Origin of the sequence: Streptomyces sp. NK15101 (assembly GCF_020400725.1) — a bacterium.
In the GTDB taxonomy this organism is placed as follows: Bacteria; Actinomycetota; Actinomycetes; order Streptomycetales; family Streptomycetaceae; genus Streptomyces.
This window is the reverse complement of record NZ_JAINVG010000079.1, coordinates 1-23,498: the sequence shown is the minus strand read 5'-3', so window position 1 is coordinate 23,498 and position 23,498 is coordinate 1. Positions and strand designations below refer to the sequence as shown.

The 23,498-nt window shown below is 74.7% G+C and carries 15 protein-coding genes; 8 read left to right on the top strand and 7 right to left on the bottom strand.

Annotated elements, in window-relative coordinates; genetic code table 11:
• Positions 1 to 1,095, top strand: coding sequence for a M23 family metallopeptidase (locus tag K7G60_RS30525; RefSeq protein WP_225804211.1), 1,095 nt, complete (start codon positions 1 to 3; stop codon positions 1,093 to 1,095).
• A gap of 99 nt (positions 1,096 to 1,194) precedes the next feature.
• The gene (locus K7G60_RS30520) at positions 1,195 to 2,139 is read left to right on the top strand and encodes an aldo/keto reductase (protein ID WP_225804210.1); all 945 of its coding nucleotides are present in this window, start codon (positions 1,195 to 1,197) and stop codon (positions 2,137 to 2,139) included.
• An 84-nt stretch (positions 2,140 to 2,223) separates the two neighbouring features.
• Here the strand turns inward: K7G60_RS30520 and K7G60_RS30515 are convergent, their stop codons facing one another.
• The 4 genes from K7G60_RS30515 to K7G60_RS30500 all read right to left on the bottom strand — a co-directional run bounded on the left by K7G60_RS30515 (position 2,224) and on the right by K7G60_RS30500 (position 7,627).
• The gene (locus K7G60_RS30515) at positions 2,224 to 3,555 is read right to left on the bottom strand and encodes a PrsW family intramembrane metalloprotease (RefSeq protein WP_225804209.1); all 1,332 of its coding nucleotides are present in this window, start codon (positions 3,553 to 3,555) and stop codon (positions 2,224 to 2,226) included.
• Positions 3,556 to 3,667: 112 nt separating this feature from the next.
• Positions 3,668 to 4,387, bottom strand: a complete 720-nt coding sequence (gene trmB / locus K7G60_RS30510; RefSeq protein ID WP_225804225.1) for a tRNA (guanosine(46)-N7)-methyltransferase TrmB — start codon at positions 4,385 to 4,387, stop codon at positions 3,668 to 3,670.
• Between the two features lie 480 nt (positions 4,388 to 4,867).
• Positions 4,868 to 6,052: an L-2-hydroxyglutarate oxidase gene (lhgO, locus tag K7G60_RS30505; RefSeq protein ID WP_225804208.1), complete on the bottom strand. Its 1,185-nt coding sequence runs from the start codon at positions 6,050 to 6,052 to the stop codon at positions 4,868 to 4,870.
• Positions 6,053 to 6,181: 129 nt separating this feature from the next.
• Complete coding sequence (locus tag K7G60_RS30500) at positions 6,182 to 7,627, bottom strand: MFS transporter (RefSeq protein ID WP_225804207.1); 1,446 nt, start codon at positions 7,625 to 7,627, stop codon at positions 6,182 to 6,184.
• A 562-nt stretch (positions 7,628 to 8,189) separates the two neighbouring features.
• On the opposite strand from K7G60_RS30500, the gene K7G60_RS30495 reads away from it, so the two are divergent.
• From K7G60_RS30495 to K7G60_RS30485, 3 genes are all read left to right on the top strand, one after another.
• Positions 8,190 to 10,400 (top strand): asparagine synthase-related protein, encoded by a 2,211-nt coding sequence (locus tag K7G60_RS30495; protein ID WP_225804224.1) that lies wholly within the window; start codon positions 8,190 to 8,192, stop codon positions 10,398 to 10,400.
• A 123-nt stretch (positions 10,401 to 10,523) separates the two neighbouring features.
• Entirely contained in the window at positions 10,524 to 11,120 is a 597-nt protein-coding gene (locus K7G60_RS30490) for a Uma2 family endonuclease (RefSeq protein WP_225804223.1), read from the top strand.
• A gap of 129 nt (positions 11,121 to 11,249) precedes the next feature.
• Positions 11,250 to 14,507: a BTAD domain-containing putative transcriptional regulator gene (locus K7G60_RS30485; protein ID WP_225804206.1), complete on the top strand. Its 3,258-nt coding sequence runs from the start codon at positions 11,250 to 11,252 to the stop codon at positions 14,505 to 14,507.
• Here K7G60_RS30485 and K7G60_RS30480 read toward each other — a convergent pair.
• Both K7G60_RS30480 and K7G60_RS30475 read right to left on the bottom strand, forming a co-directional pair.
• On the bottom strand, positions 14,494 to 16,728 hold the full coding sequence (locus tag K7G60_RS30480) for a sigma-70 family RNA polymerase sigma factor (protein WP_225804205.1): 2,235 nt from the start codon (positions 16,726 to 16,728) through the stop codon (positions 14,494 to 14,496). The genes K7G60_RS30485 and K7G60_RS30480 overlap by 14 nt on opposite strands.
• A 215-nt stretch (positions 16,729 to 16,943) precedes the next feature.
• Positions 16,944 to 17,729: a TetR/AcrR family transcriptional regulator gene (locus K7G60_RS30475; RefSeq protein ID WP_225804204.1), complete on the bottom strand. Its 786-nt coding sequence runs from the start codon at positions 17,727 to 17,729 to the stop codon at positions 16,944 to 16,946.
• Positions 17,730 to 18,084: 355 nt separating this feature from the next.
• Between K7G60_RS30475 and K7G60_RS30470 the strand changes: the two genes are divergently transcribed.
• Together K7G60_RS30470 and K7G60_RS30465 are read left to right on the top strand one after the other, a co-directional pair.
• Positions 18,085 to 19,449 (top strand): NAD(P)/FAD-dependent oxidoreductase, encoded by a 1,365-nt coding sequence (locus K7G60_RS30470; RefSeq protein WP_225804203.1) that lies wholly within the window; start codon positions 18,085 to 18,087, stop codon positions 19,447 to 19,449.
• Positions 19,450 to 19,555: 106 nt separating this feature from the next.
• A complete protein-coding gene (locus K7G60_RS30465) occupies positions 19,556 to 21,193 on the top strand; it encodes a SpoIIE family protein phosphatase (RefSeq protein WP_225804202.1) in 1,638 nt (545 codons plus the stop codon).
• Positions 21,194 to 21,199: 6 nt separating this feature from the next.
• Here K7G60_RS30465 and K7G60_RS30460 read toward each other — a convergent pair whose 3' ends face one another.
• Positions 21,200 to 22,474: an MFS transporter gene (locus K7G60_RS30460; RefSeq protein ID WP_225804201.1), complete on the bottom strand. Its 1,275-nt coding sequence runs from the start codon at positions 22,472 to 22,474 to the stop codon at positions 21,200 to 21,202.
• Between the two features lie 154 nt (positions 22,475 to 22,628).
• On the opposite strand from K7G60_RS30460, the gene K7G60_RS30455 reads away from it, so the two are divergent.
• Positions 22,629 to 23,174 (top strand): MarR family winged helix-turn-helix transcriptional regulator, encoded by a 546-nt coding sequence (locus tag K7G60_RS30455; RefSeq protein ID WP_225804200.1) that lies wholly within the window; start codon positions 22,629 to 22,631, stop codon positions 23,172 to 23,174.
• Positions 23,175 to 23,498: the final 324 nt, after the last annotated feature.

Here is a 23,498-nt window from a genome sequence, read left to right as displayed (position 1 = left end):
GTGGCGTCCAACACCCCCGCACCCGAAGCCCCCTTCGATGCCTTCGGTGGCGGTGCGGGTCCTGCCGCCCCCGACACCGAGTGGAACCCCACCGAGGGCTCCCTCCGCGCCGAGAGCCGCTCCGGCGGCCGGCACCGGGTCGTCAAGCAGCGCTCCAACTTCGCCCGCTCCTCCACCGTCCTCGGCGTCGGCGTCATCGCGGCCGTCGGCGCGGGCGGCCTCGCCACCGCGCAGGAGAAGCCCCCGGTGGCCATATCGCTGCCGGACCTCCCCGACCTGGACCTGCCGGACGCCCACGACCTCCCCGGCGTCGGCGACCTCCTCGCCGAAGAGGACAGCGCGCCCGCCACCGCGGCCCTCGCCAACCCGAACCCGCTCACCGCCGCCACCTACACCACCGCGGCCGACCAGGTGACCGGACAGGCCGAGCAGACCGCCCCCGCCGCGGGCGAGGCCCTGCGCGCCCGCATCCTCCAGCAGGCCGAGCAGCAGCAGGCCTCCGCCGACGCCGCCGAGAAGGCCGCGGCGGAGAAGGCGGCGGCCGAGAAGGCCGCGGCGGAGGCGGCGGCCAAGGAAGCGGCGGCGGAGAAGGCGGCCGCCGAGGCGAAGGCGAAGGCCGAGGCGGAAGCCAAGGCCAAGGCGGAGGCGGAGGCCGCCGCCAAGGCCGAGGCCGAGCGCCTCGCCCAGCTCGCCGCCAGCTACTCGCTGCCGGTCTCCTCGTACAGCCTCACCGCCACCTACATGCAGTCCGGCTCGATGTGGTCCTCCGGCTACCACACCGGCCTCGACTTCGCCGCCCCCACGGGCACCCCGCTCAAGGCGGTCCACGGCGCCACCGTCAAGTCGGCGGGCTGGTCCGGCTCCTACGGCTACCGGATCGTCCTGGAGCTGGAGGACGGCACCGAGGTCTGGTACTGCCACCTCTCCTCCATGCTGGTCAGCGCCGGTCAGACCGTCTCCACCGGCGAGACCATCGGCCGCGTCGGCGCCACCGGCAACGTCACCGGCGCCCACCTCCACATGGAGGTCCACACGGCCGGCGGCGACGGCATCGACCCGGCGGCCTGGCTCCGCTCCAAGGGCCTGAGCCTCTAGACGGCGCCCCGCCGGTCGGGCCGGGCCCGCGGCCTGACCGGCAGGACATCCCGGGAACCGCGCGGAATAGGCCCGGTGGCGGGAGCGGTTGGCCCCCACATGACCCCTCTCCGCCGACTGGGCACCTCCGACCTGCACGTCTTTCCCGTCGCACTGGGCGGCAACGTCTTCGGCTGGACCGCGGACGAAGCGCAGTCCCTCGCCGTCCTCGACGCCTACGCCGCCGCCGGCGGCAACTTCATCGACTCCGCCGACGTCTACTCCGCCTGGGCCGAGGGCAACGAGGGCGGCGAGTCCGAGACCGTCATCGGCCGCTGGCTCGCCTCCCGCCGCAACCGCTCCGACATCGTCGTCGCCACCAAGGTCGGTGCCCACCCCCGCTTCAAGGGGCTCTCCGCCACCACCATCAAGGCGGCCGCCGAGGAGTCGCTGCGCCGCCTCGGCACCGACCACATCGACCTCTACTACACGCACTTCGACGACGAGTCCGTCCCCGTCGAGGAGATCGTCACCGCCCTCGACCAGCTGGTGAAGGACGGCAAGGTGCGTGCCGTCGCCGCCTCCAACATCTCCCCCGAGCGGCTGCGCGCCTCCCTCGACTTCGCCGAGGCCGAGGGCCTCACCCGGTACGTCGCCCTCCAGCCGCACTACAACCTGGTCTCGCGCGACACCTACGAGGGCCCGCTCCTGGAGACCGTCGAGCGGGCCGGACTCTCCGCCGTCCCGTTCTACGGGCTCGCCTCCGGCTTCCTCACCGGCAAGTACCGCCCCGGCAGGACGGTCGAGAGCGCCCGCGCCCCCCGCGCCGCCGCGCTCGCCGAGACCGAGCGGGGCCAGGCCGTGCTCGCCGCGCTCGACACGGTCGCCGCGGCCCACGAGGCCGAACCCGCCTCCGTCGCCCTCGCCTGGCTCGCCTCCCGGCCGACCGTCGCCGCGCCGATCGCCTCGGCCCGCACGGTCGAACAGCTCCCGGCCCTGGTCGCGGCCGCCGACCTCACCCTCACGGAGGCCGAGCTGGCCCTCCTCACGGAGGCCTCGGCCTGACGCCTCCCCAGAGACCCGGACGGACGCCGGCGCCCCGAGCCCGTACAGCCCCCCACGGCGAGGGGACGTCCCGGGACACCGGCGTCAGCTGCGGTACGGGTTGTAGCCGTCGTAGTCCAGGTACTGCGGCGGCGCCCAGGCCCGGCCCGTCGCCCGGGCCGCGTACGTCAGGGCCGGGGAGGCGATCTCGCGGCGCTGCCACAGATGGTGCAGCAGCTCCTGCTCCCGGGCCGGGAAGTCGGGACCCGCCGTGCCGCGCCGGGCCCGGTCCCGCAGGAACGCGAGGGTCGTCGCGAAGGACTCGTACTCCCCGACCGCCCGCGCGGCCGGCGGCCCGTACGTCCGGGCGGCGAACGAGCGGGCCACCTGCCGGGCGCGCATCGAGGACAGCGCGAGCGGCTCCGCCGGCGCGAGCCAGCCGGCCGCCGCGTACGCCGGGAGCTCCCCGGATATCGTGCGCAGCTCGCGCTGCCGGCTCCACACCGCCAGCCAGGTCAGCAGGCCGAAGGCCGGGACCATGAGGGCCCCGTACACCGCGTAGAAGGCCAGCGGGCCGCCGAAGGTGGCCGAGCCGTTCCAGGCGGCGTGCAGGCCCATGGCGAGCAGCAGCCCGGCCAGGGGCAGCAGCACCCGGCGCAGCCGCTTCCCGCGCGGCGCGAGGGCGGCGAAGCCGAAACCGATGCCGGTGAGCACGGTGAACAGCGGGTGCGCGAACGGCGACATCACGACCCGTACGAAGAAGGTCGCGGCGGTCACCGAACCGAGCCCGGAGGAACCGAACTCCTGGTCCTCGCCGAAGGCGTTCCCGAGGTAGAGGATGTTCTCGGTGAAGGCGAAGCCGGTCGCGGTGAAACCGGCGACCACGACCCCGTCGACGAGACCGCCGAAGTCCCTCCTGCGGAACAGGAACAGCAGCAGGATCGCCGCCGCCTTCGCGCTCTCCTCCACCACGGGAGCGACCAGCGTGGCGCCGAGCGTGTCCGCCGAGTCCGGGTCCGCGGTGGCCGTCGCGATCCAGCGGACCGCGAAGGAGTTCGCCAGGATCGCGACGAGCGCGGCGGCGAAGGCCCCCCAGGCGAAGGCGAACAGCATGTTCTTCCAGGGCCCCGGCTCCACCCGGTCGAGCCAGCGGAACGCCGACATCAGCAGCGGTACGGGAAGCACGGCGAGGCCCAGGCCGACGAGGAAGCCCTGCGTGCCGGTCTGTTCGCGGACCAGCGCCAGGATGACCAGGGCACAGAGCGCCAGCAGCGTCACGACGGCGATCGCGCGGACCAGCCGGCTGCGCCAGAAGGCCCGGCGTGGCCGGTAGCGCCACTGGGATCGGTCGGCGGCGGCGGGGAAGGCCGGCTCCTCGGTGTCCCGGTGCGGGACGGGAGCGGCGTCCGGCTGGGCGCGGGCGGCTGGGTTCGACACGTGAGCGACCCTAACGACCCGCACCGACACCGGCGACGGAGATATGGACCGGCGGAGATGTGGACCGGCGGAGATGTGGACCGGCGGAGGTACGGGCCGAGGGGTCCCGGGGTCACTTCCTCCGGAAGAGGAGATCGTGCACGACGTGCCCCTTGTCGAGCCCCTGGCCCTCGAAGCGGGTGAGGGGCCGGAAGTCGGGGCGGGGCGCGTAGCCGCCGTCGGCCTGCGTGTTCTCGTAGTCCGGGTGCGCGGAGAGCACCTCGAGCATCTGCTCGGCGTACTCCTCCCAGTCCGTGGCGCAGTGCAGCACGGCCCCGGACTTCATCCGCGGCGCGAGGAGGCTGAGGAACTCGGGCTGGATGAGCCGCCGCTTGTGGTGGCGCGCCTTGGGCCACGGGTCCGGGAAGTAGACCCGGCAGCCGTCGAGGGAGGCGTCGGGGAGCATCTCGCGGAGCAGGATGACCGCGTCGCCGTTGGCGACCCGGACGTTGGTCAGACCGTTCCGGTCGGCGAGGCCGAGCAGGTTGCCCTGGCCCGGGGTGTGCACGTCCACGGCGAGGATCCCGGTCCCGGGATCGGCGGCCGCCATCTGGGCCGTCGCCTCGCCCATGCCGAAGCCGATCTCCAGGACGACCGGAAGGCCCCCGAACATCTCTTCGAGATCGAGGACCCGCTTGCCGTCGATGTCGAGCCCCCAGTCGGGCCACCGCTTCAGCATGGCCTCGGCCTGCCCGTACGTGACACGGCTGCGGCGCGGCTGGAAGCTGCGGATCCGCCGCTCGTGATGGGCCCCGGCGGGATCGGGCATGGGCCCCTCGCCGGGGGCGAACATCCGACTGCCCCGCCGCGCGACGGGCTGGCCGGGGTCGGCGACGGGCTGCGGGCCGTTCTCAATCTGCTCAGACACAATGCGCCCGATTCTACGGCGACCCCACCGAAAGAACCTCCGCACCCACGGGACGGCGCCCCCGCCTGTGCGGGCCGCGCTCCCGCCCGTGTGGGCGCGCGTCCGGCGGGGCGGTGCCCCTCCGCCACCTGCCGTGTGGGCAGTCGTCCCGCTGGGGCGGGACGGGTGGGCACACGGGACGGCGCCCTTCGCGGCGCCTCCGCGTTCCGCGCCTGGACCCGCACCGCAAGGGGCGGCGCACGTCCGGTGCGGGTCAGGGCGCGGGAGCCTGGGCCCGGCAAGGGGCGCCGTTCCGTTGTGCCCACCCTCCCCCGAGCTCTCGGCTTCGCTCGAGCAGGGGCCCCCTTGCCCCGGCGGAACGACTGCCCACAACGGGGGCGCGGCCCGCGGCGGGGGCCGGTCGGGCTACAGGCGGGCCAGGGCGCGGGTCGCCACCTCGCGCCCGATCGGCAGGGACGCCGTAGCCGCAGGCGAAGGCGCGTTCAGGACGTGCACCGTCCGCGGCGCCTCGCGGATCAGGAAGTCGTCGACGAGCGTCCCGTCCCGCAGCACCGCCTGCGCCCGCACCCCCGGCGCGGCCCGCCGCAGGTCGGACTCCTCGACGATCGGCAGCAGCCGCCGCACGGCCTCGGTGAAGGCCCGCTTCGAGAGCGACCGGTGCAGTTCGCCCGCGCCGTACCGCCAGTGCTCGCGGGCGATCGCCCACGAGCCGGGCCACGCCAGGGTGGCGCCCAGTTCGCGCGGGCGGACCACGGACCAGCCGTACCCCTCCTTCGCGAGGGCCGGGACGGCGTTCGGCCCGATGTGGACGCCGCCGTCGATGCCCCGGGTCAGGTGCACCCCGAGGAAGGGGAAGGCGGGGTCCGGCACGGGATAGACCAGGCCCCGCACGAGCGAGGGGTCCGCGAGCTCGTAGTACTCCCCCCGGAAGGGGACGATCCGCATGCCCGGGTCGTCGCCCGCGAGCCGTGCGATCCGGTCGCAGTGGAGCCCCGCGCAGTTCACCAGGACCTTCGCCCGCACCACGCGTCCGTCGGCGGTCCGCACGGCCACGCCGAACGGCCGCCGGTCGACGAGGGTGACCTCCGCCCCGTACAGGATCCGGGCCCCGGAGGCCTCGGCGAGCCGCTCCGCCACCGCCCCGTAGTCGCAGATGCCGGTCGTGCCGACGTGGATCGCGGCGAGGCCCCGCACCCGGGGCTCGTACTCGCTGATCTGCGCGGGGCCGAGCTCGCGCACGGGGATGCCGTTCTCCCTGCCGCGCTGCACGAGCGCGTGCAGCCGGGGCAGCTCCTCGCGGGAGGTGGCGACGATGAGCTTCCCCGTCACCTCGTGCGGAATGCCCCACTCCGCGCAGAACTTGACCATTTCGGCCGCGCCCTGGACCGCGAACCGTGCCTTGAGCGACCCGGGGCGGTAGTAGATCCCGCTGTGGATCACCCCGCTGTTGCGCCCGGTCTGGTGGCGCGCGAGGGCGTGCTCCTTCTCCAGGACCGTGACCCGGGTGCCGGGGGCGGCGCGCGTCAGGGCGTACGCCGTCGACAGACCGACGATCCCGCCGCCGATCACCAGCACGTCACAGTCAAACACCAGCGCCACCTCCCGACCCCGATAGTGCACTGGCCCACTGACAACGCGGCTAAACGCCCACTTCGTGGGACGCGCGTCACTCCGATCGCCCCCTCGCGCCCGATCGCCCCCCTGCGCCCGGCCGCCCCCTCACGCCGGAGCGACGAGCAGCGGCCGGGCCCGCTCGCGGAGTTCCATGACGCGCGGCTCGTCCCCGTACGGTTCGAGCCGGTGCAGCAGGTCCCGGACGTACTCGGTGGTCCGCGCCGAGGAGATCCGTCCCGCCACCTCCACCGCGCGCGTGCCCGCCGCGCAGGCCGCATCCAGGTTGCCCGACTCCAGTTCGGCGACGGCGGAGACGACGAGCCGCAGCCCGTGCGAGCGGACGAACTCCTCCGTGGGCCGGGACAGCGCCTGTTCGGTGAAGCGCCGCACCTCGCGCGGCATCCGCAGGTCCCGGTAGCACTCGGCGGCGTCGGCGCAGAACCGGTCGTACGAGTAGAAGCCGAGCCAGGTCGGGTCGGCGTCGCCCTCCCGCGAGCGCTCCAGCCAGCCCTCGGCGGACTTGAGCGCGGCCGCCGCGGCGGCCCCGTCGCCGGCCTTGGCGTGCGCGCGGGCCTCGACGAGCCGGAAGAAGGACATGGTGCGGGCGGTGGCGAGCCCCCGGTTCCGTTCCAGCGCGGCCTGGGCGAGGTCGACGCCCTCGTCGGCGAAGCCCCGGTAGGTGGCCTGGAGGGACATGGAGGCGAGGACGTATCCGCCGAGGGGCACGTCGGCGGCGGCGCGGGCGAGCCGCAGGGCCTGGATGTAGTAGCGCTGGGCGGCCTCCTGCTGCCCGGTGTCGAAGGCCATCCAGCCGGCGAGCCGGGTGAGCTCGGCCGTCGCGCCGAACAGGTTCCGACCGACCTCGTCCGAGTACGAGCCGAGCAGCAGCGGGGCCGCGTCCACCCGTAAGCACTCGGGCACCATCGAGGAACGCCAGTCCCCGCCGCCGTACTTGGAGTCCCAGCGGCGCGCGTCCTCGGCGGCCTCGCGGAGCTTGGCGACGTCGCTGTGGCCCACGCGCGCGTGCTCCGCGGCCGCCGCGGCGGTGCCGATGGCCGCGCCGGGGCGCGGCGCCTCGCGCTCCACCGACGGGTCGGCGGGGGTTATCAGCCAGCGGGACGTGGGCGTCGCGTACGCGCTGACCGAGAAGGACCCGGCGAGCGACTGCCAGATGCCGCCCCCGCCGGCCCGTCGTCCGGCGAGGTCCAGCCGGTACAGGTCGGTGGCGGAGCGGACCGCCTCGCCCACGTCGCGCGGGAAGGCGAGCCCGACCTCGGGCGCCGGGTCGGCGTCCGCGAGGCCGATCTCGTGCAGCGGGACGGGCCGGCCCAGCTTCTGCCCGATCGCGGCGGCGATCAGATGCGGGGCGGCGCCCTGCGGCACCATGCCCTTGGACACCCACCGGGCGACCGAGGTCTTGTCATAACGAAGCGTCAGTCCCCGTTGCGCACCGAGGTCGTTGACGCGCCGGGCGAGCCCGGCGTTGCTGATTCCCGCGAGGGCGAGAACCGTGCCGAGCTTTTCGTTCGGCCCGCGTTGCTCCCTGGACATGACGCCACCCCTCGACCACCCAGACGGCCGCCACGACGCCGGGCATAGGCGTGCGGCATTCGTAAACACAGCGTAGTTCGCCGCATCCCCACCGTTAAGGGGCGGTGTTCCGTATGGCGAGATTGTTGTGTGAACGTGCGACGAACCGGTTCGGCGCGGCGGCTCGTGCTCCCGCCGTGTGGCCGTGCGCCCGGCCGTGCGCTCTCGTCCGGCCGGTGGGGGAGCGCTTCCATGAGTACCGCGTGGGTCGGCCCGCTCGGCCGGGGACGGTGTCCCGGACCAGTGGGCTGGGGGACACCGCCGCCCCATTCCCCGCGGGCGGCGGACGGCGCCGGGGGGCGGGAGCGCCTCCCGGACAGCCGGTGGTCCTCCTTCTGCCCGGACGCCCTTCGAAACATCCATCGGGGATCGATATTTGGCCGAATGACGACGGTGCCCCGCCGAAGGTCAACCGGCCCATGCCAGGGGCGCATTCGGCTTTCGCGCGCGTGCGCCCGGACCCCGCCCCGTGCGCCGTTGTCGTGGCAGCATGTCCTCCACCGAAACGGATGTGGAGGCGCCGATGCGATGGCTGGTGGGCTGGAGCAGTGTCGCCGCGAGCTTCGCCACGACCGCGGCGGGCCGGACGGGGACGGCGCACGGCGCGTACGGCTCCCGACACGCCTCCGGCTCCCCGTACGACCCCGGATACGACCCGGCCTCCCCGTACGGCTCCGACCCCGGCCCCGCGGCCGAGGGGCGCACGGTGCAACCGGTGGGCGCACAGCTCCTGTGGGGCGACCCCGATCCGCTCTGGGCGGTCGGCGACTGGCGCCCCGACGAGGTGCGCGTGGTGGCCGTCGACGACCACACCCGCCTCGCCGTGCTCGGCTGTTGCGCCGCGAGCGACGAGGAGCTGCGGATCGGGCTGCTCACCGCGCGCGGGGGCGCGCTGCGGCACCTGACCGCCTGGCCCGGCAGCTACACCGCCGTCGTGAAGACCGGCCGCCGCGTCACCGTCACCGGCGACCTCGCGGGCGCCCGGCCGGTGTTCCACACCCCGTGGGCGGGCGGCACCGCGTACGCCACCGCCGCCCTGCCGCTCGCCGACCTCGTCGAGGCCCAGCTCGACATCGGTCATCTCGCCGCCCTGCTCGCCTGCCCCGAGACCCCGGAGGCGCTGCGCGACTCCACCCCGTACGAGGGGGTGCGGCGGGTGCCGCCGGGCCACGCGCTGATCCTGCGGGAGGGTTCGCGCGAGATCACCGGCTACGAGCAGGTGGCCTCGCTCGCCGTCGCGGCGCCCGAGGCCGACCCCCGGCAGGCCGTCGAAGGGGTGCGGGACGCCCTCGTCGAGGCCGTGCGCGCCCGGCTCACCGCCCCCCGGCACGCACCCGAGACGCCGCTCCCCGACCCGGGCCCGGTCCCCGGCATGGGCCCCGCCGACCGGCGCGCCGCCCGGGGCGCGGGTCCGGCGCCCGGCATCGGCGCCGACCTGTCCGGCGGCAGCGCCTCCGGCACGCTCGCCCTGCTCGCGGCGGGCCTCCCGGGGGTGCCGGGCACGATCACCGGCCAGGGCACGGGCGCGGGGGAGCGGCTGCTCGCCGTCACCTTCAACGACCTGGCGACCCGGGCCGGCGCGCGCCGCACGGCGGAGCTGGAGCGGGCCCGCGCGATCGCCGCCGACCCCCGCCTGCACCACGTCGTCGTCGCGGGCGGCGAGGAGGCCCTTCCGTACGCGGCGCTCGACGGGCCGCTCACCGACGAGCCCGGCCCCGCGCTGGTCACGGCCGAACGGCACCGCAGGCGGCTCGCGGGCGGCAGCGCCGACCACTTCACCGGCATGGGAGCCAAGCAGGTCCTGGACGCGCACCCGGCACGCCTCGCCGACCTCCTGATGGACCGCAGGCGGCGCTCCCTGGTGCGCCCGGTGACGGCGCTCGCCAAGGCCTCGGGGCCGTCGGCGGGAGCGTTCCTGGTGCCGCTGACCGTCTACCGGGCGGCGCGGAAGCTGGCCCGCACCCCGTACCGGACGGGTCTGGAGGCGGCGGCCCGGCGGGTCCTGGAGGCGAACCGCACGGCCCCGGACGGCTTCGGCCCGCTGGAGGCCTCGCTCTCCGCCCTCGCCTGGTCGCGGCCGGGACCGGCGGCGCGCTGGCTGACGGGCGAGGCCCTCGCCGAAGTATCGGTTCGCCTGAACCGGGCGGCGACGCTCCCGGCCGCCGTCCAGCGCCCCGGCGAGGCACGCGCGCGTGCCGCCCTCGTCCGCGCGGCGGCCGACCACCGGGTCCTGGAACAGGCCGCCGAGATCCGGGGCCAGCGGCTGCACGCCCCCTTCCTCGACAACCAGGTCGTACGGGCCTGCCGCGACCTCCCCGAATCGCTCCGGGTCCAGCCGGACGCCCGGGCCGGCGTGCTGCGCACGGTCCTCTCCGGCGCCGGCGTCCACGAGCTCCCCGCCGGCTGGGGCGCCCCCCACCCGGCCGTCCCGGCCGCCGCCGCGCGCGCGGGACTGCGCGCCGCGCTCCCGCAGCTCCTCGCCCTCTTCGACGCGCCGCTCCTCGCGGACGCAGGCCTGATCGAGGCCCGCGTCGTCCGCAAGGCGCTGCACGCGGCGGCCGACGGCGCCCCCGTCCCCCTCGACGGCCTCGCCGACCTCGTCTCCACCGAGCTCTGGCTCCGCCGCCTCCTGGCCCGCCGGGGCTCCTGCTGGACCGACACCACCGCCCCCCGCCCCCCACGCGCGGCCCAGGGGCCGCTGATCCCGGCGTCGAGGCGGTCGCTGTCGGCGTGAGGCTCCGTCGAGCGGACGGAACGTCACAGCACGCTCGTTCGAGTGAACGCTTCGCGGACTTCGTCCCGAGGCCGGTTCTAAGCTGAAACCGTCGCACCCGAGCGAAGGAGGTCCGCTGTGGCTATGCCGTTGCCGGTCCCGGAGGACGCGTCCTCCGAGGACTTGCCCGACCGTGAGGGCGCGAGTACCCAGGAGACCTTCGAGCTGTTCAGTGCGCTGGCCCCCAAGGGCTGGCGCGTGGAGCTGATCGAAGGGGAGATCTACGTGGTTCCTCCGGCCAATGGCGAGCACGAGGAGATCGTGACCGAAATGGTGGAACAGGTCATTGCCCGCCGCGTCGACAAGGAGCTGCGCAACTTCACGGGCATCGGCCTCAGCCTGCCGGGGACCACCGACGCGCTCAGGGTCATCCCCGATCTCGTCATCGCTCCCAAGGGCAGCTTCGACGACCAGCTGGAATGGCACGCCCCCGACCCCGTGCACCTCGTCGCCGAGGTGACCTCCTCCTCCACCGCGAGCCGCGACCGCGTCCAGAAGATCCGCGCCTACGCCCGCGCCGGAATCCCCGTCTATCTGATGATCGACCGCGAAGCCGGCGAGGCCGTCGTCTGCTCCGAGCCCGTCGGGGACGACTTCGCCCACAAGCACATCCACAAGCTGGGGACGGCCGTCCCGCTTCCCCACCCCCTCGGCTTCGACCTGGACACCGGCGCCTTCTAGGTCCTGTCGTGGAACCCCCGCCTGCCTCGCGGGCGACCACGGGAGGACGGGAAGTTCGACGACAGGCTCCGGGGACCCACCGGGGCAAACCCCGAGGCGCCCCCCGTGCCCGCCCGACACAATGGGCCGGTGCGGTATCTCATCCTCGGCACCACCGAGGCCCTCCGGCCCGACGGCACCCCACTGCCCCTCGGCGGTGCCCGCCTGCGCGCGCTGCTCGCCGCGCTCGCGCTGCGCGGCGGACGGGCCGTCTCCGTCGGCGAGCTCGCCGACGACGTGTACGGGGACGACCCGCCGCAGGACGCCCCCGCCGCCCTCCAGGCCCTCGTCGGCCGCCTCCGCCGGATCCTCGGCCGGGAGGCCGTCGCCTCCACCCCCGGCCCCGGCTACCGCCTCGTCGCCGGTCCCGACGACATCGACCTGTACGTCTTCCAGCGCCGCGTCGGGGACGGCGCCGCCCGCCTCGACGCCGGCGACCCCGACACCGCCGCCACGCTCCTCCGCGAGGCCCTCGGCCTCTTCCGCGGCCCCGCCCTCGCCGACCTGCCCGACCCGGCGGGCGTCCGGCCCGAGGCGCAGCGGCTCGCGGCGCTCCGACAGCGCGTCGAGGCCGATCTGCGCCGGGGCGCCACCGACGGCCTCGTACCGGAGCTGACCGAGCTCACCACCACGTACCCGTACGACGAGGCCTTCCGCGCCCACCTCATCCGCGCCCTGCGGGCCGAGGGCCGCCACGCCGACGCCCTCACCGCGTACGAGTCGGCCCGCCGCACCCTCGCGGACGCCCTCGGCGCCGACCCGGGCCCCGAACTCGCCGCCCTCCACCACGAACTCCTCACCGGAGCCACTCCGGACCCGGCCCCGACCCCAACCCCGCCCCCGCCCCCGGCCCGGCCCGCGAGCGCCCCCGAGGCCCCGGTCGCCGCTCCCGAAGCCGGCAACATCCGCCCCCGTCTCACCTCCTTCGTCGGGCGCGAACCCGAACTCGCCGCCCTCCGCGCGGACCTGGCCCGCTCCCGGCTCGTCACGCTCACCGGCCCCGGCGGCTCCGGCAAGACGCGGCTCGCCGAGGAGGCCGCGGTCCGCGCCGTCGGCCCCGCCGCCTGGATCGCCGAACTCGCCCCGCTCGACGACCCCGACGCCGTCCCCGGCGCCGTCCTCTCCGCGCTCCGGCTCCGCGAGGTCAACCTGCTCACCCGCGAGGGGGTGCCGCTCCAGGACGACCCCACCGCCCACCTCGTCGAGCACCTGGCCCGCCGCCCGCTGCTCCTGGTCCTCGACAACTGCGAGCACGTCATCGACGCGGCCGCCGCCCTCGCAGAGACCCTGCTCACCCACTGCCCGCAACTCCGCGTCCTCGCCACCAGCCGTGAACCCCTCGGCGTCCCCGGCGAGTCCGTCCGCCCCGTCGAACCCCTCCCGCCCGACCCCGCCCACCGCCTCTTCGCCGAGCGGGCCCGCACCGTGCGCCCCTCCTTCGACCTCGCCCGGGACGGCGGCGAGGCCGTCGACGAGATCTGCCGCCGCCTCGACGGCCTGCCGCTCGCCATCGAACTGGCCGCCGCCCGGCTCCGCCTCCTCACCCCGCGCCAGATAGCCGACCGCCTCGACGACCGGTTCCTCCTCCTCACCTCCGGATCCCGGACCGTCCTGCCCCGCCAGCAGACCCTCCGCGCCGTCGTCGACTGGTCCTGGGACCTCCTCGACCCGGCCGAGCGCACCCTGCTCCGCCAGGTGTCGGTCTTCGCCGGAGGCTGGGACCTGGCCGCCGCCGAGGCCCTCTCCCCGCACGCCGCCGACTCCCTGGGCGCCCTGGTCGACAAGTCCCTCGTCGTCGCCACCCCCACCGAGGACGGCGAGATGCGCTACCGGCTCCTGGAGACCATCCACGAGTACGCGACCGAGCGCGCCGTCGAGGACCCCGAGCTGCTCGCCGCCGCCGAAGCCACCCACACCGCCCACTTCACCGCCCTCGCCGAGGCCGCCGAGCCCCGCCTCCGCTCGGCGGAGCAGCTCCCCTGGATCGACCGGCTGGAGCGCGACCTCGACAACATCCGCGCCGCCCTCCACCGCACCCTCGTCACCTCCCCCGACGAGGCCGCCGCCCTCCGGCTCGTCTTCGCCATGGGCTGGTTCTGGTGGCTGCGGAACTACCGCCCCGAGGGCCTGGTCTGGGTCGAGCGCGCGGTCGCCCTCGGCGAGGACCCGGCCGACCCCGCCGACCCCCGCCACTGGCCCCGCATGCACCTGCGCATGCTGCACTTCTTCCTCGCGGTCGAGAGCCACACGATGGGCGACTTCCAGGAACCGGAGACCCTCGCGCTCGTCCGCCGCGTCCGCGACGCCTTCGGCGCGGACCCCGGCCCCGAGGCCGCCCGCTTCCCCGGCCTGCTCTGGCCCTTCACCGCGTACCTCACCGAGGAACCGGCCGTGGTCCGCGCCCTCCTCGACACCGCCGTCGACAACTGCCGCCGTCACGGCGGCGACTGGGAGCTCGGCGTCAGCCTCATGTTCCGGACGCACATGGTCGTCGACATGCCCGGCGGCATGCCCGGCGTCGACGAGGCGCTGGCCGAACTCCGCGTGATCGCCCGACGCGTCGGCGACCGCTGGATGGGCGCCCAGATCGCGAGCGCGGCGGGCGAGGCGTACACGATGCGGGGCCGGCAGGCGGAGGCGGGCGAGGCGTACGAGGAGGCCCTCGGCCTCGCCCGCGAGGTCGGCGCCCACGCCGAGGCCCCCTTCCTCCTCGCCCGCCTGGCCGAACTGTCCTACCGCACCGGCGACCTGGAGACCGCCGAACGGACCCTCGACGAGGCCTCCAGGGAGGCCGACCGCTATCACGTACGGGACACCCAGACGTACGTCTGCTTCCTCCGCGCCGGCTTCGCCCTCCACCGCCGTGACGTCGCGGAGGCCCGCGCCCAGCTGGAGGAGGCGGGCCGGACGATCGCCCTCGGCTCCCCGCCCCCGCACTTCGAGGCGGCGATGACCGGAATCGCCGCCCGCGTCGAGGCGTACGAGGGCAGGGGCGCGGCCGCCGTCGCCACCGCCGTCACCGCGCTCCGCACCGCGCGGGACGCGCAGTGCGCGGACTTCATCGTCACCGGCCTGGGGGAGGGGCTCGCCGTCACCCTGGCCGAGGCGGGCGAGGCCGAACTCGCCGTACGGGTCCTGGCCGCCGCCGACCACTGGCGCGGGGACACGCCCCGCTCGGTCCCCGAGCTGCGGGACGCCGAGTCCGTGACCGCCCGGGCCCTCGCCGAACTCGGCGCCTCCGGACTGGCCGCCGCCCGGGCGGCCGGCGCGGGACTCGGCCCCGACGACGTCCTCGACCTCGTCGAGCCCGTCGTCGTGAGGACGGACGGGATCGTCAGGAGCAGCTGATCCGGGACTCCGCCCAGTCGGCGACCGCGGCCCGGCCGAACGGCGTGTGCTCCTCCACCACGAGCCGGATCGTGGAGAGGCCGGAGAGGTCGACGTGCACCGGGACCGGCGGGTCGCCCGCCCGGACGACCCGGGAGCGCCAGAGCCGCGCCCCGTCCCCGTAGACGGAGAAGCGGACGCCGCCGACGCCGAGCCGGGCGCTCAGGTCGTCGACGCCGACGACCGCGTCGTAACCCGTGCACTGCCGGTTCAGGTCGATGAGCAGCGAGGACGGCGCGTGGACGCTCACCCCGTGCGCGTACCGCGTGCCGCTGATGGACAGGCCGTCGCGCTGCCACATCCAGCTGCTGTCCGAGAGGGACACCTCGGGCTCGGTGCCGTCGCCGAAGGTCCCGTACTGCAGCTCGTTGACCTGGTAGACGGTCGGGGCGGGCTTCGGCGCGGGCTTCGGGCTGGGCTTCTCGCGGGTCGGCGCCGGCTTGGGCACGGGCTTCGGGGACGGCTTGGGCGTCGGCTTCGGCGTGGGCCTGGGCGTCGGCTTCGGGCTGGGCTTCGGAGGCGGCGGGGTGGGCGCCGGCGGCTCGGAGGCGACGGGCGGGGCCGGCGGGGCCGGCGGCGTCGGCTTCGGGGAGGGCTTCGCCGGCGGCGCGGGCTTCGGCGGCACGACGGGGGTGACGACCGGCTGGACGGGCCGGGGCGCGGCCACGGGCTGCGGGTCCCCTGCCATCGCCCAGACGAGCCCGGCGGCCGCGGCGACCGCCATGGCCGCCGCGATGCCGGCCTTCGCGGGCGCGCCGAGCGCCTCGGCGGCGGCACCGCCCGAGGCGGCGCCCCCGGAGGACCCGGAGGCGGCGGCCGCCGCGCCCGCACCGGCCGCGGCGGCGGTGCCACCGGCGACGACACCGGCGGCCTTGAGCGAGTACCCGGCGGCGAACCAGCCGATGACGGCGACCGGCAGGAGCGCGGGGATCCCGGCGTTCACATGGGCCAGTTCACCGGCGGCGAGCCGGCACTTCGCGCATTCGTCCAGGTGCTTGCGCAGGCCGCGCTCGGCCCGCATCCGCAGCCCGCCGCGCGCGTAGGCGCCGAGCCGGTCCGCGTAGCGTGCGCAGTCGCCGCCCGCGGTCAGGGACTGGCTGACGTGCGCCTGGAGGTACGCCTGCTTGAGGCCCTCGCGGGCCCGGCTGGCGAGCACGGCCGTGGCGTTGGCGGTCAGTCCGAAGAGCGGGGCGACCTCGCTCGGGGACTCCTCCTCGACGGTGGTGTGCCACAGCACGGCCTGCCAGCGCTCGGGCAGCGAGCGGAAGGCCTGCATGGCGAGGGACTGCTCGGCCTCGTGCATGGCGCGGACGTCCGCGCCGAGGTCCATCCCCGCTCCGAAGGAGACGGTCTGGTCGGAGACCTCGGAGGAGCGGGCGGCGTCCGCGGCGAACACCGCGAAGTCCTCGACGAGGTGTTCGCGCTTCTGTGTTCTGGCCCAGTTCGCGGCGACCCGCCGGACGGTGGTCATGAGGTAGGCGCGCACGGCCTGTTCGGGCCCGGCCCCGCCGCGGACCGCCTGGAGGGTGCGGGCGAAGACCTCGGCGGTGAGGTCGTCGGCGGTGTGCGCGTCCCGGCAGCAGGTCCTGGCGTAGCGGCGGACGGCCTCGGAGTGGCGGCGGAACAGCTCCTCGTACGCGGAGTCGTCGCCGTCCCGCATGAGCTGGACGAGCTCGGCGTCGGAGGGCGGCAGCTCGCGCGGCGGCGGAAGGACGGTGTCGGTCTCGCCGATGTCGCCGTCGGCATCGTCGCTGTGGGCGCCACCGTCGTGGAGGTCACCGCCGTCGTCACCACCGGGGACGCCGTCGACGGCGGGTCTCGTCCCGCCGACCGCTCCGCCGACGGCCCCCGCCACGGAACTCGCCCCGGGGCCCGCCCCCGTGGGCTTGCCCTCGCGCTGCGGCGGCACGCTCGCGTCGAGCGGCTCGGCATGCCTGGCCGACGCTCCCGGGGGGCCCGACGATCCGGCGGACACGGCGGAAGCAGCGGTTCCGGGCGCTCCGGGTGATCCGACCGGAGGGGGCGCTCCAGGTGATCCGGCAGCCCCGGGTGCCCCGGGCGATGCGGGCGCCCCGGAGAGGCCTCCCGGCCCGCCCTGGCTCGGCACCTGCCGGGAGGGAAGCCCCCCGGTCTCCGCGCCGCCGCCGCTGCCCAGCGGATCGTCCCGACCGTCACCGCTCATCGCGGAAGCCCCCGTACGCACGCCCAGACCCGAATACCGGCCAAGACTGCCACAGGGCGCGGGCACGCCGAAGCGCCGCGTCCACTTACCACTCGTCCGGGGCGACTTCGCGCGTCCGGGCGTAACCGCTCACACGTTCGTGTCATGCCCATGGGTCCGCCCGGACCACGAGAAGCACAGTCGTACGAAAACGACCGCGGGTCTCCTACGGCCTCCTACCGGGAGCGCAGACCCTCGAGAAGGATGTCGAGGAGCCGGGCCGAGGCCGCCGCCTGCTGCACCGCGTCCGGCAGGGCCGGCGCGGCGGTGGCGATGACGAGGAGGACGTCCGCCACGGTCACGTCCGTCCGCAGCTCACCCGCCTCACGCGCCCGGTCGACCAGCCGGCCGACGACCTCCAGGAGCTCCGAGGCCCCCGCGTCGTCCCGCTCGTCCACCGGCACCCCGCGCGGTGCGACCACGCGCGCGTCGGCCTGCTCGGCGACACCCCGCTGGTACGGCACCCGGGCCGTCCCGTCCGCGTCGTCCGCGACGGCCGGCACCCCGGAGTCGTCCACGCCCACCCGCAGCACCTGCGGCGGCAGGAGACGTCCCGCACCCGAGGCGACCGAGGTCCGCAGGAACCGGGAGAGGGCCGACCACGGCTCCTCCTCCTGGCCCAGCGCGGCCCGCGCCTGCTCGGTCAGCCGGGAGGTCTCCTCCTCGGCTATCCGCCGCACCAGCACGTCCTTGCTGGGGAATCGGCGGTAGACGGTGCCGACGCCGACCCGGGCGCGGCGCGCCACGTCCTCCATCGGAGCCCCGTAGCCGAGCTCGCCGAACACCTCGCGGGCGGCCCGCAGCACGTGCTCCAGATTGCGCTGGGCGTCCACCCGCAGCGGCGCGGACCTGCCGCCCGCCGCCGGCGCCCCGTTACGCGCCTCGGCCGCCCCCGGGACGTGCCCGTCGACGACGGTCGCCGTCCCGGCGCCCGACTGCCACCGTGAATCCTGAATCTGCATAAGCGTTCCCCCGCTCATGATGTCTCCCCCCGGAGACTCCCCGCCCTGACACGGGGCTTCCGGCGGACGAGCGCTTCGGTCCACGCGCGCTCCGATCCGACACCCCGATGAAGTACGAACATAGTTGAGTCGGGGTCAATTCAGAAGGGGGAGTTCCGTCCGGTGCGCCCCCCGATCGGAGCAAGGCCCGGAAGACTCCCGATTCCGACCCCTCTCCGAGCCGGTTCCACCCGCCGTGACCTGCACGGTTCCCCCCACAGGCCCGCCGCGCGCCACCCCGCGCCTCCGTACCCCTCCGGTCACACAATTTGTCGAGCCTGTGGACAAACAACGGACGGCGGTGCGTCATGGGACAGTGACCGAACCTGCGCGCATTCTCGTGGTCGGCGGTGGCTACGTCGGCCTGTACACCGCGCTGCGCCTCCAGCGGCAGCTCAGGGCGGAGCTCAGAGCCGGCACCGCCGAGATCGCGGTGGTCACCCCCGAGCCATACATGACGTACCAGCCGTTCCTGCCGGAGGCCGCGGCCGGCTCCATCTCCCCGCGCCACGTCGTCGTGCCGCTCCGCCGGGTCCTCGACCGCTGCCGCATCGTCATCGGCGAGGTCCGCTCCGTCGACCACGCCAAGCGCACCGCGACCCTCTCCACCCTCGCCACCGAGGAGGAGGGCACCGGCACCGTCGACATGACGTACGACGAGCTGGTCATCGCGCCCGGATCCGTCTCCCGCACCCTCCCGGTCCCCGGCCTCGCCGACCACGGCATCGGCTTCAAGACCGTCGAGGAGGCCATCGGCCTGCGCAACCACGTCATCGAGCAGATGGACATCGCCTCCTCCACCCGCGACCCCGCCATCCGCGACGCCGCCCTCACCTTCGTCTTCGTCGGCGGCGGCTACGCGGGCGTGGAGGCCCTCGCCGAGCTGGAGGACATGGCCCGCTACACCGCGCGCTACTACCACAACGTCAAGCCCGAGGACCTGCGCTGGGTCCTCGTCGAGGCCTCCGACCGGATCCTCCCCGAGGTCGGCGAGGAGATGGGCCGGTACGCCATCCGCGAGCTGCGCGGCCGGAACATCGACGTGCGGCTGCGGACCCGCCTCGAGACCTGCGAGGACCGGGTCGCCGTCCTCAGCGACGGCACCCGCCTGCCCACCCGTACGGTCGTCTGGACCGCCGGCGTGAAGCCCGCACCCGTCCTCGCCGCCACCGACCTGCCGCTGGACGAACGCGGAAGAATCCGCTGCACCGCCGAGCTCACCGTCGACGGCGTCGCCCACGCCTGGGCGGCCGGCGACGCCGCCGCCGTCCCCGACGTGACGGCGAAGGAGCCCGGCAAGGAGTGCGCGCCCAACGCCCAGCACGCCGTCCGCCAGGCCAAGGTGCTCGCCGAGAACATCGCGGCCTCCCTGCGCGGGGAGCCGCTCAAGGAGTACGCGCACGCGTACGTGGGATCCGTCGCCTCCCTCGGCCTCCACAAGGGAGTCGCCCACGTCTACGGCCGCAAGCTCAAGGGATATCCGGCCTGGTTCATGCACCGCGCCTACCACCTCAGCCGGGTGCCGACCTTCAACCGCAAGGCCCGGGTCCTCGCCGAATGGACCTTGTCCGGCCTGTTCAAACGGGAGATCGTCTCCCTCGGCTCGCTGGAACACCCCAGGGCCGAATTCGAACTCGCCGCCGCTCCACCCCCCGGCGACGGCGACAAGCCGCAGTCCTGACATCACTGTCAGTGCACTCGTCCACACTGGACGTGTGACCATAGGTGGGCTCACACCTGCACAGCGTGACTCTGCACGGCACCGACACCACGAGGCATACAGATCCGTGAACTTCACCCGTTGGAGCGCCCGGCTCCCCGGCACGCAGCGCCGCGCGGCGCGGGGGACCGAAGGCTCCGTGCCCGCCGCCCGCGGTGAGTACGGTCAGCAGTTGGAGCAGCTCACCGACAGCGCTGCCGGGGCCGCCGTCCCCGCCCTGGAGGACTTCTCCGTCCGGGAGCTGCTCGGCCGCCTCCCCGGCCTCGTCGCGCTCGTGTACGGCCCGGAGCACCGCATCGCGTACGTGAACGACGCGTACGCCGCCGCCTTCGGCCCCCGCCCCGCCGGCGCCACCGTCGCCGACACCTGCCCGGAGGCCGAGGAGCTGGGCCTGCTGCCCCTCCTGGACCAGGTGCTGCGCAGCGGCAAGCCCCGCACGGTCAAGTCCCGCCGCACCCGGGACGGCGGCTCGTACACGGTCACCTGCCTGCCCGTCGACAGCCCCCGCCTCGACGGCGGGGGAGTCCTCGTCCACGCCGCCGACGTCACCGACCACGCCGAGGCCGCCGAGCGGCTCCGGGCCAGCGAGCGCAGGCACCGCGAGACCGCCGTCACCCTCCAGCGCTCCCTGCTCCCGCAGGAGCTGGAGCAGCCCGACGACCTGCGGATCGCCGCCACCTACCAGCCCGGCGTCGCGGACGCGGCCGTCGGCGGCGACTGGTACGACGTGATCACCCTCGGCGCGGGCCGCACCGCGCTCGTCATCGGCGACGTGATGGGCCGGGGCGTGCGCGCCGCCGCCGTCATGGGCCAGCTCCGCACCGCCGTCCGGGCCTACGCGCGTCTGGACCTGCCCCCGCACGAGGTCCTCCAGCTCCTCGACGGCCTCGCCGCCGAGATCGACGCCAGCCAGATCGCCACCTGTGTGTACGCGATCCACGACCCCAGCGAGGGCAAGCTGGTGTACGCCTCCGCCGGCCACCTCCCGATCCTCGTACGGGACGAGGGCGGCACCGTCCGCCGCGCCGAGGACCCCACCGGCCCGCCGCTCGGCACCGGCGGCTGGCTGCACGCCTCGGGCTCCATCGCCCTGCCGCCCGGCTCGACCGCCGTCCTCTACACGGACGGCCTCGTCGAGCGCCGCCGCGAGGACATCGACGAGGGCGTCGCCGCCCTCGCCCGCGCCCTGGCCGGCGCCGACGGCACCCCGCAGGTCGTCTGCGACCGGCTGCTGCGCGCCCTCGGGGTCACCGCCGAGCACGACGACGACGTCGCCGTCCTGGTCGTCCAGCACCCCTCCCGCAAGGGCGCGGACGCCGAGCTCTTCCACAACGCCGCGCTGGAACTGCTCGGCGGCGTGGAGGCCGCGCCCCGCGCGCGTGCCTTCGCCTCCGGAGTCCTGTCGTCCTGGCGGTTCCCGGTCGAGCTGCGCGACCTGGGCGTCCTCGCCACCAGCGAGCTCGTGGCGAACTCCCTCCAGCACGGCACCCCGCCCATGCGCCTGCGCCTGAGGCGTACCGACCGGCGCCTGATCATCGAGGTCACGGACGGGGACGACCACCTGCCGCGCCGCCGCAGGGCGGAAACGGAGGACGAGGCGGGTCGCGGGATCTCGATCATCGCGACGATCGCCTCGTCCTGGGGGAGCCGCCGCACGCCGGGCGGCGGCAAAGCGGTCTGGTGCGAGTTCGCCCTGCCGGACTGATCGGGCCTAGGCGGCGGCCGTCTCGCTCTCGCGGACCGGCTCGTGCCGCGCGACCACTTTCGACGGCTTGACCGCGAGCGACGGCTGGTCCTGCTCGGGGGTCAGCTGCCGGCCCAGCCGGACGGCCAGGAAGGTGATCCCGAGCGAGAAGAGCACGAAGGTCACGATGTACGGACCGTGCAGCGCGGCCCCCATGGGCCCGCCCACGGCCGGACCGACGGCCAGCGCCAGCTGCTTCACCAGGGCGAAGGCCGAGTTGTACGACCCGACCATCGACTCCGGCGCCAGATCGGCCACCAGCGGGGCCACGGTCGGCGACAGCATCGCCTCACCGAGTCCGAAGAGGGCGTACGTGGAGACGAAGGCCGCCGTCGCCATGGCCTGGCTGCCGTGCCCGAGCCCGGCGTACCCGGCGACCATCCAGGCCACGGCCCAGATCAGACCCACGGCCGCGATCACCCTGGTCCGCTTCCGGTGCTCGACGAACCGCAGCACCAGGAACTGGGCGACCACGATCACCGCCGTGTTCGCGGCGAGGGCCATTCCGAGCGCCGACGGCTGGATCCCGGCGGCCTCCGTGCCGTACGCGGCGAGACCCGACTCGAACTGCCCGTAGCAGGCGAAGAAGAGCACGAAGCCGAGGACGCACAGCTGCACCATCGCCTTGTGCCCGAGCAGCGCCCGGACTCCGCCGGCCTTCCCGTCCTCGGAGGGACGGGTGCCCTGCAGCGCGGGGGAGCCCGGCATCCGGACGGTCCCCACGACCGCGGCGAGCACGAGGAACATCGCCGCCTCGATCGAGAACAGCAGGACGAAACTGCCCGGCCGGCTCGTGTCGACCAGCAGACCGCCGATCAGTCCGCCGATGCCGAGCCCGAGGTTCTGCAGGAAGAACTGCATCGCGAAGGCCCGCGTGCGTTCGGTCTGCGCCGAGCACCAGACGATCATCGTGGCGAGGGCCGGCTGGAGCACGGCCGTACCGGCACCCAGCAGGGCCGCGGCCCCCACCGCCGCAGGCACGCTGGAGGCGAAGCCCATCGCCACCGCGCCCACGGCCGCCGTGACCGAGGCCACCAGCAGGACGGGCACCGGCCCGCGCCGGTCGACGGCCCGCCCGCTGAAGGGCAGCACCACCAGTGCGGCCATGGCGAAGACGGCCAGCACGACGCCCGCCGTGGCCGCGCCCAGATCCCGCACCTGTGCCACGTACACATAGAGGTACGGCACGGTGAAACCGAGTCCGAACGCGCTCAGCGCGCTGCCTGCCTGAATCCGGCGCATCGCCGCGCCCCTCGCCTTGGTCACACTCACCCACTTCGGTCGCGGGTTCAGAGCTGTAGGCCTGAACCCTGAAGACTTCAATACTAAAGTTAACACCTCAACAGTACACGCCGAAGGACTTCAACGCCAACGAGGCCCGTGGGATACTCCCCGCATGTCCGACACCGCTCCCCAGGAGCCGAGCCTCGACGAGCAGATCGCCGCTTATCAGCGCGAGTACCGCGACCTCGACCCGCAGGTGGAGAAGGTCGTCTCCGCGCTCGGCCGGCTGAACCGCCGAATGAACGTGGCGTACGGCCGCCAGCTCGCCGACCTCGGCATCAGCAACGCCGAGTGGGAGGTCCTCAAGACCCTGGTCCTCTCCGGGGAGCCCTACCGCCTGGGCCCCGGCGAGCTCGCCAAGCGCCTGGGCCTCACCCCGGCCGCGATGACCCACCGCATCGACCGCATGGCCGGCGAGGGCCTGGTCACCCGCGACCGCGACGAGAACAACCGCGTCCGCGTGATCGTCGAGCTCACCGACGAGGGCCGCTCGAAGTGGCTGGAGGCCATGCGCATGGCCACCGACTTCGAGGAGGACCTGCTCCAGGACCTCACGACGGAGGAGAAGGCCGTCCTCGGCGATGTCCTCATCCGCCTCCTCCGCCGAGTGGAGCTCACCCAGCCCGACGCCGGCGGCCGCCTTACGGACCTCGACTGACCCGCTGGACAGGGCCTGCGGAACAGGACTGAACGGGGGACGGCCGGGGGTTGACACCCCCCTCCCGGATGCGTAGTGTTCTCCGAGTTGTCACGGAGCCGGAACGGTTCTTCGACAACCACTCACGCCGCTGATGCGGCACCTCTACTCAGCACGAACTCCCCACCGGGATGAATTTCGGCATGCCGAAATTCATTTCGAATGGCTCGATTATGAGCCGTCGGGGAAACCCGCTAGAGTTTGAGACGTCGGAACGGCCCAACAGCCGGAAAGACAAACCCCGCTGACTGGGAATCAGACGCCGAAAGGATCTGATAGAGTCGG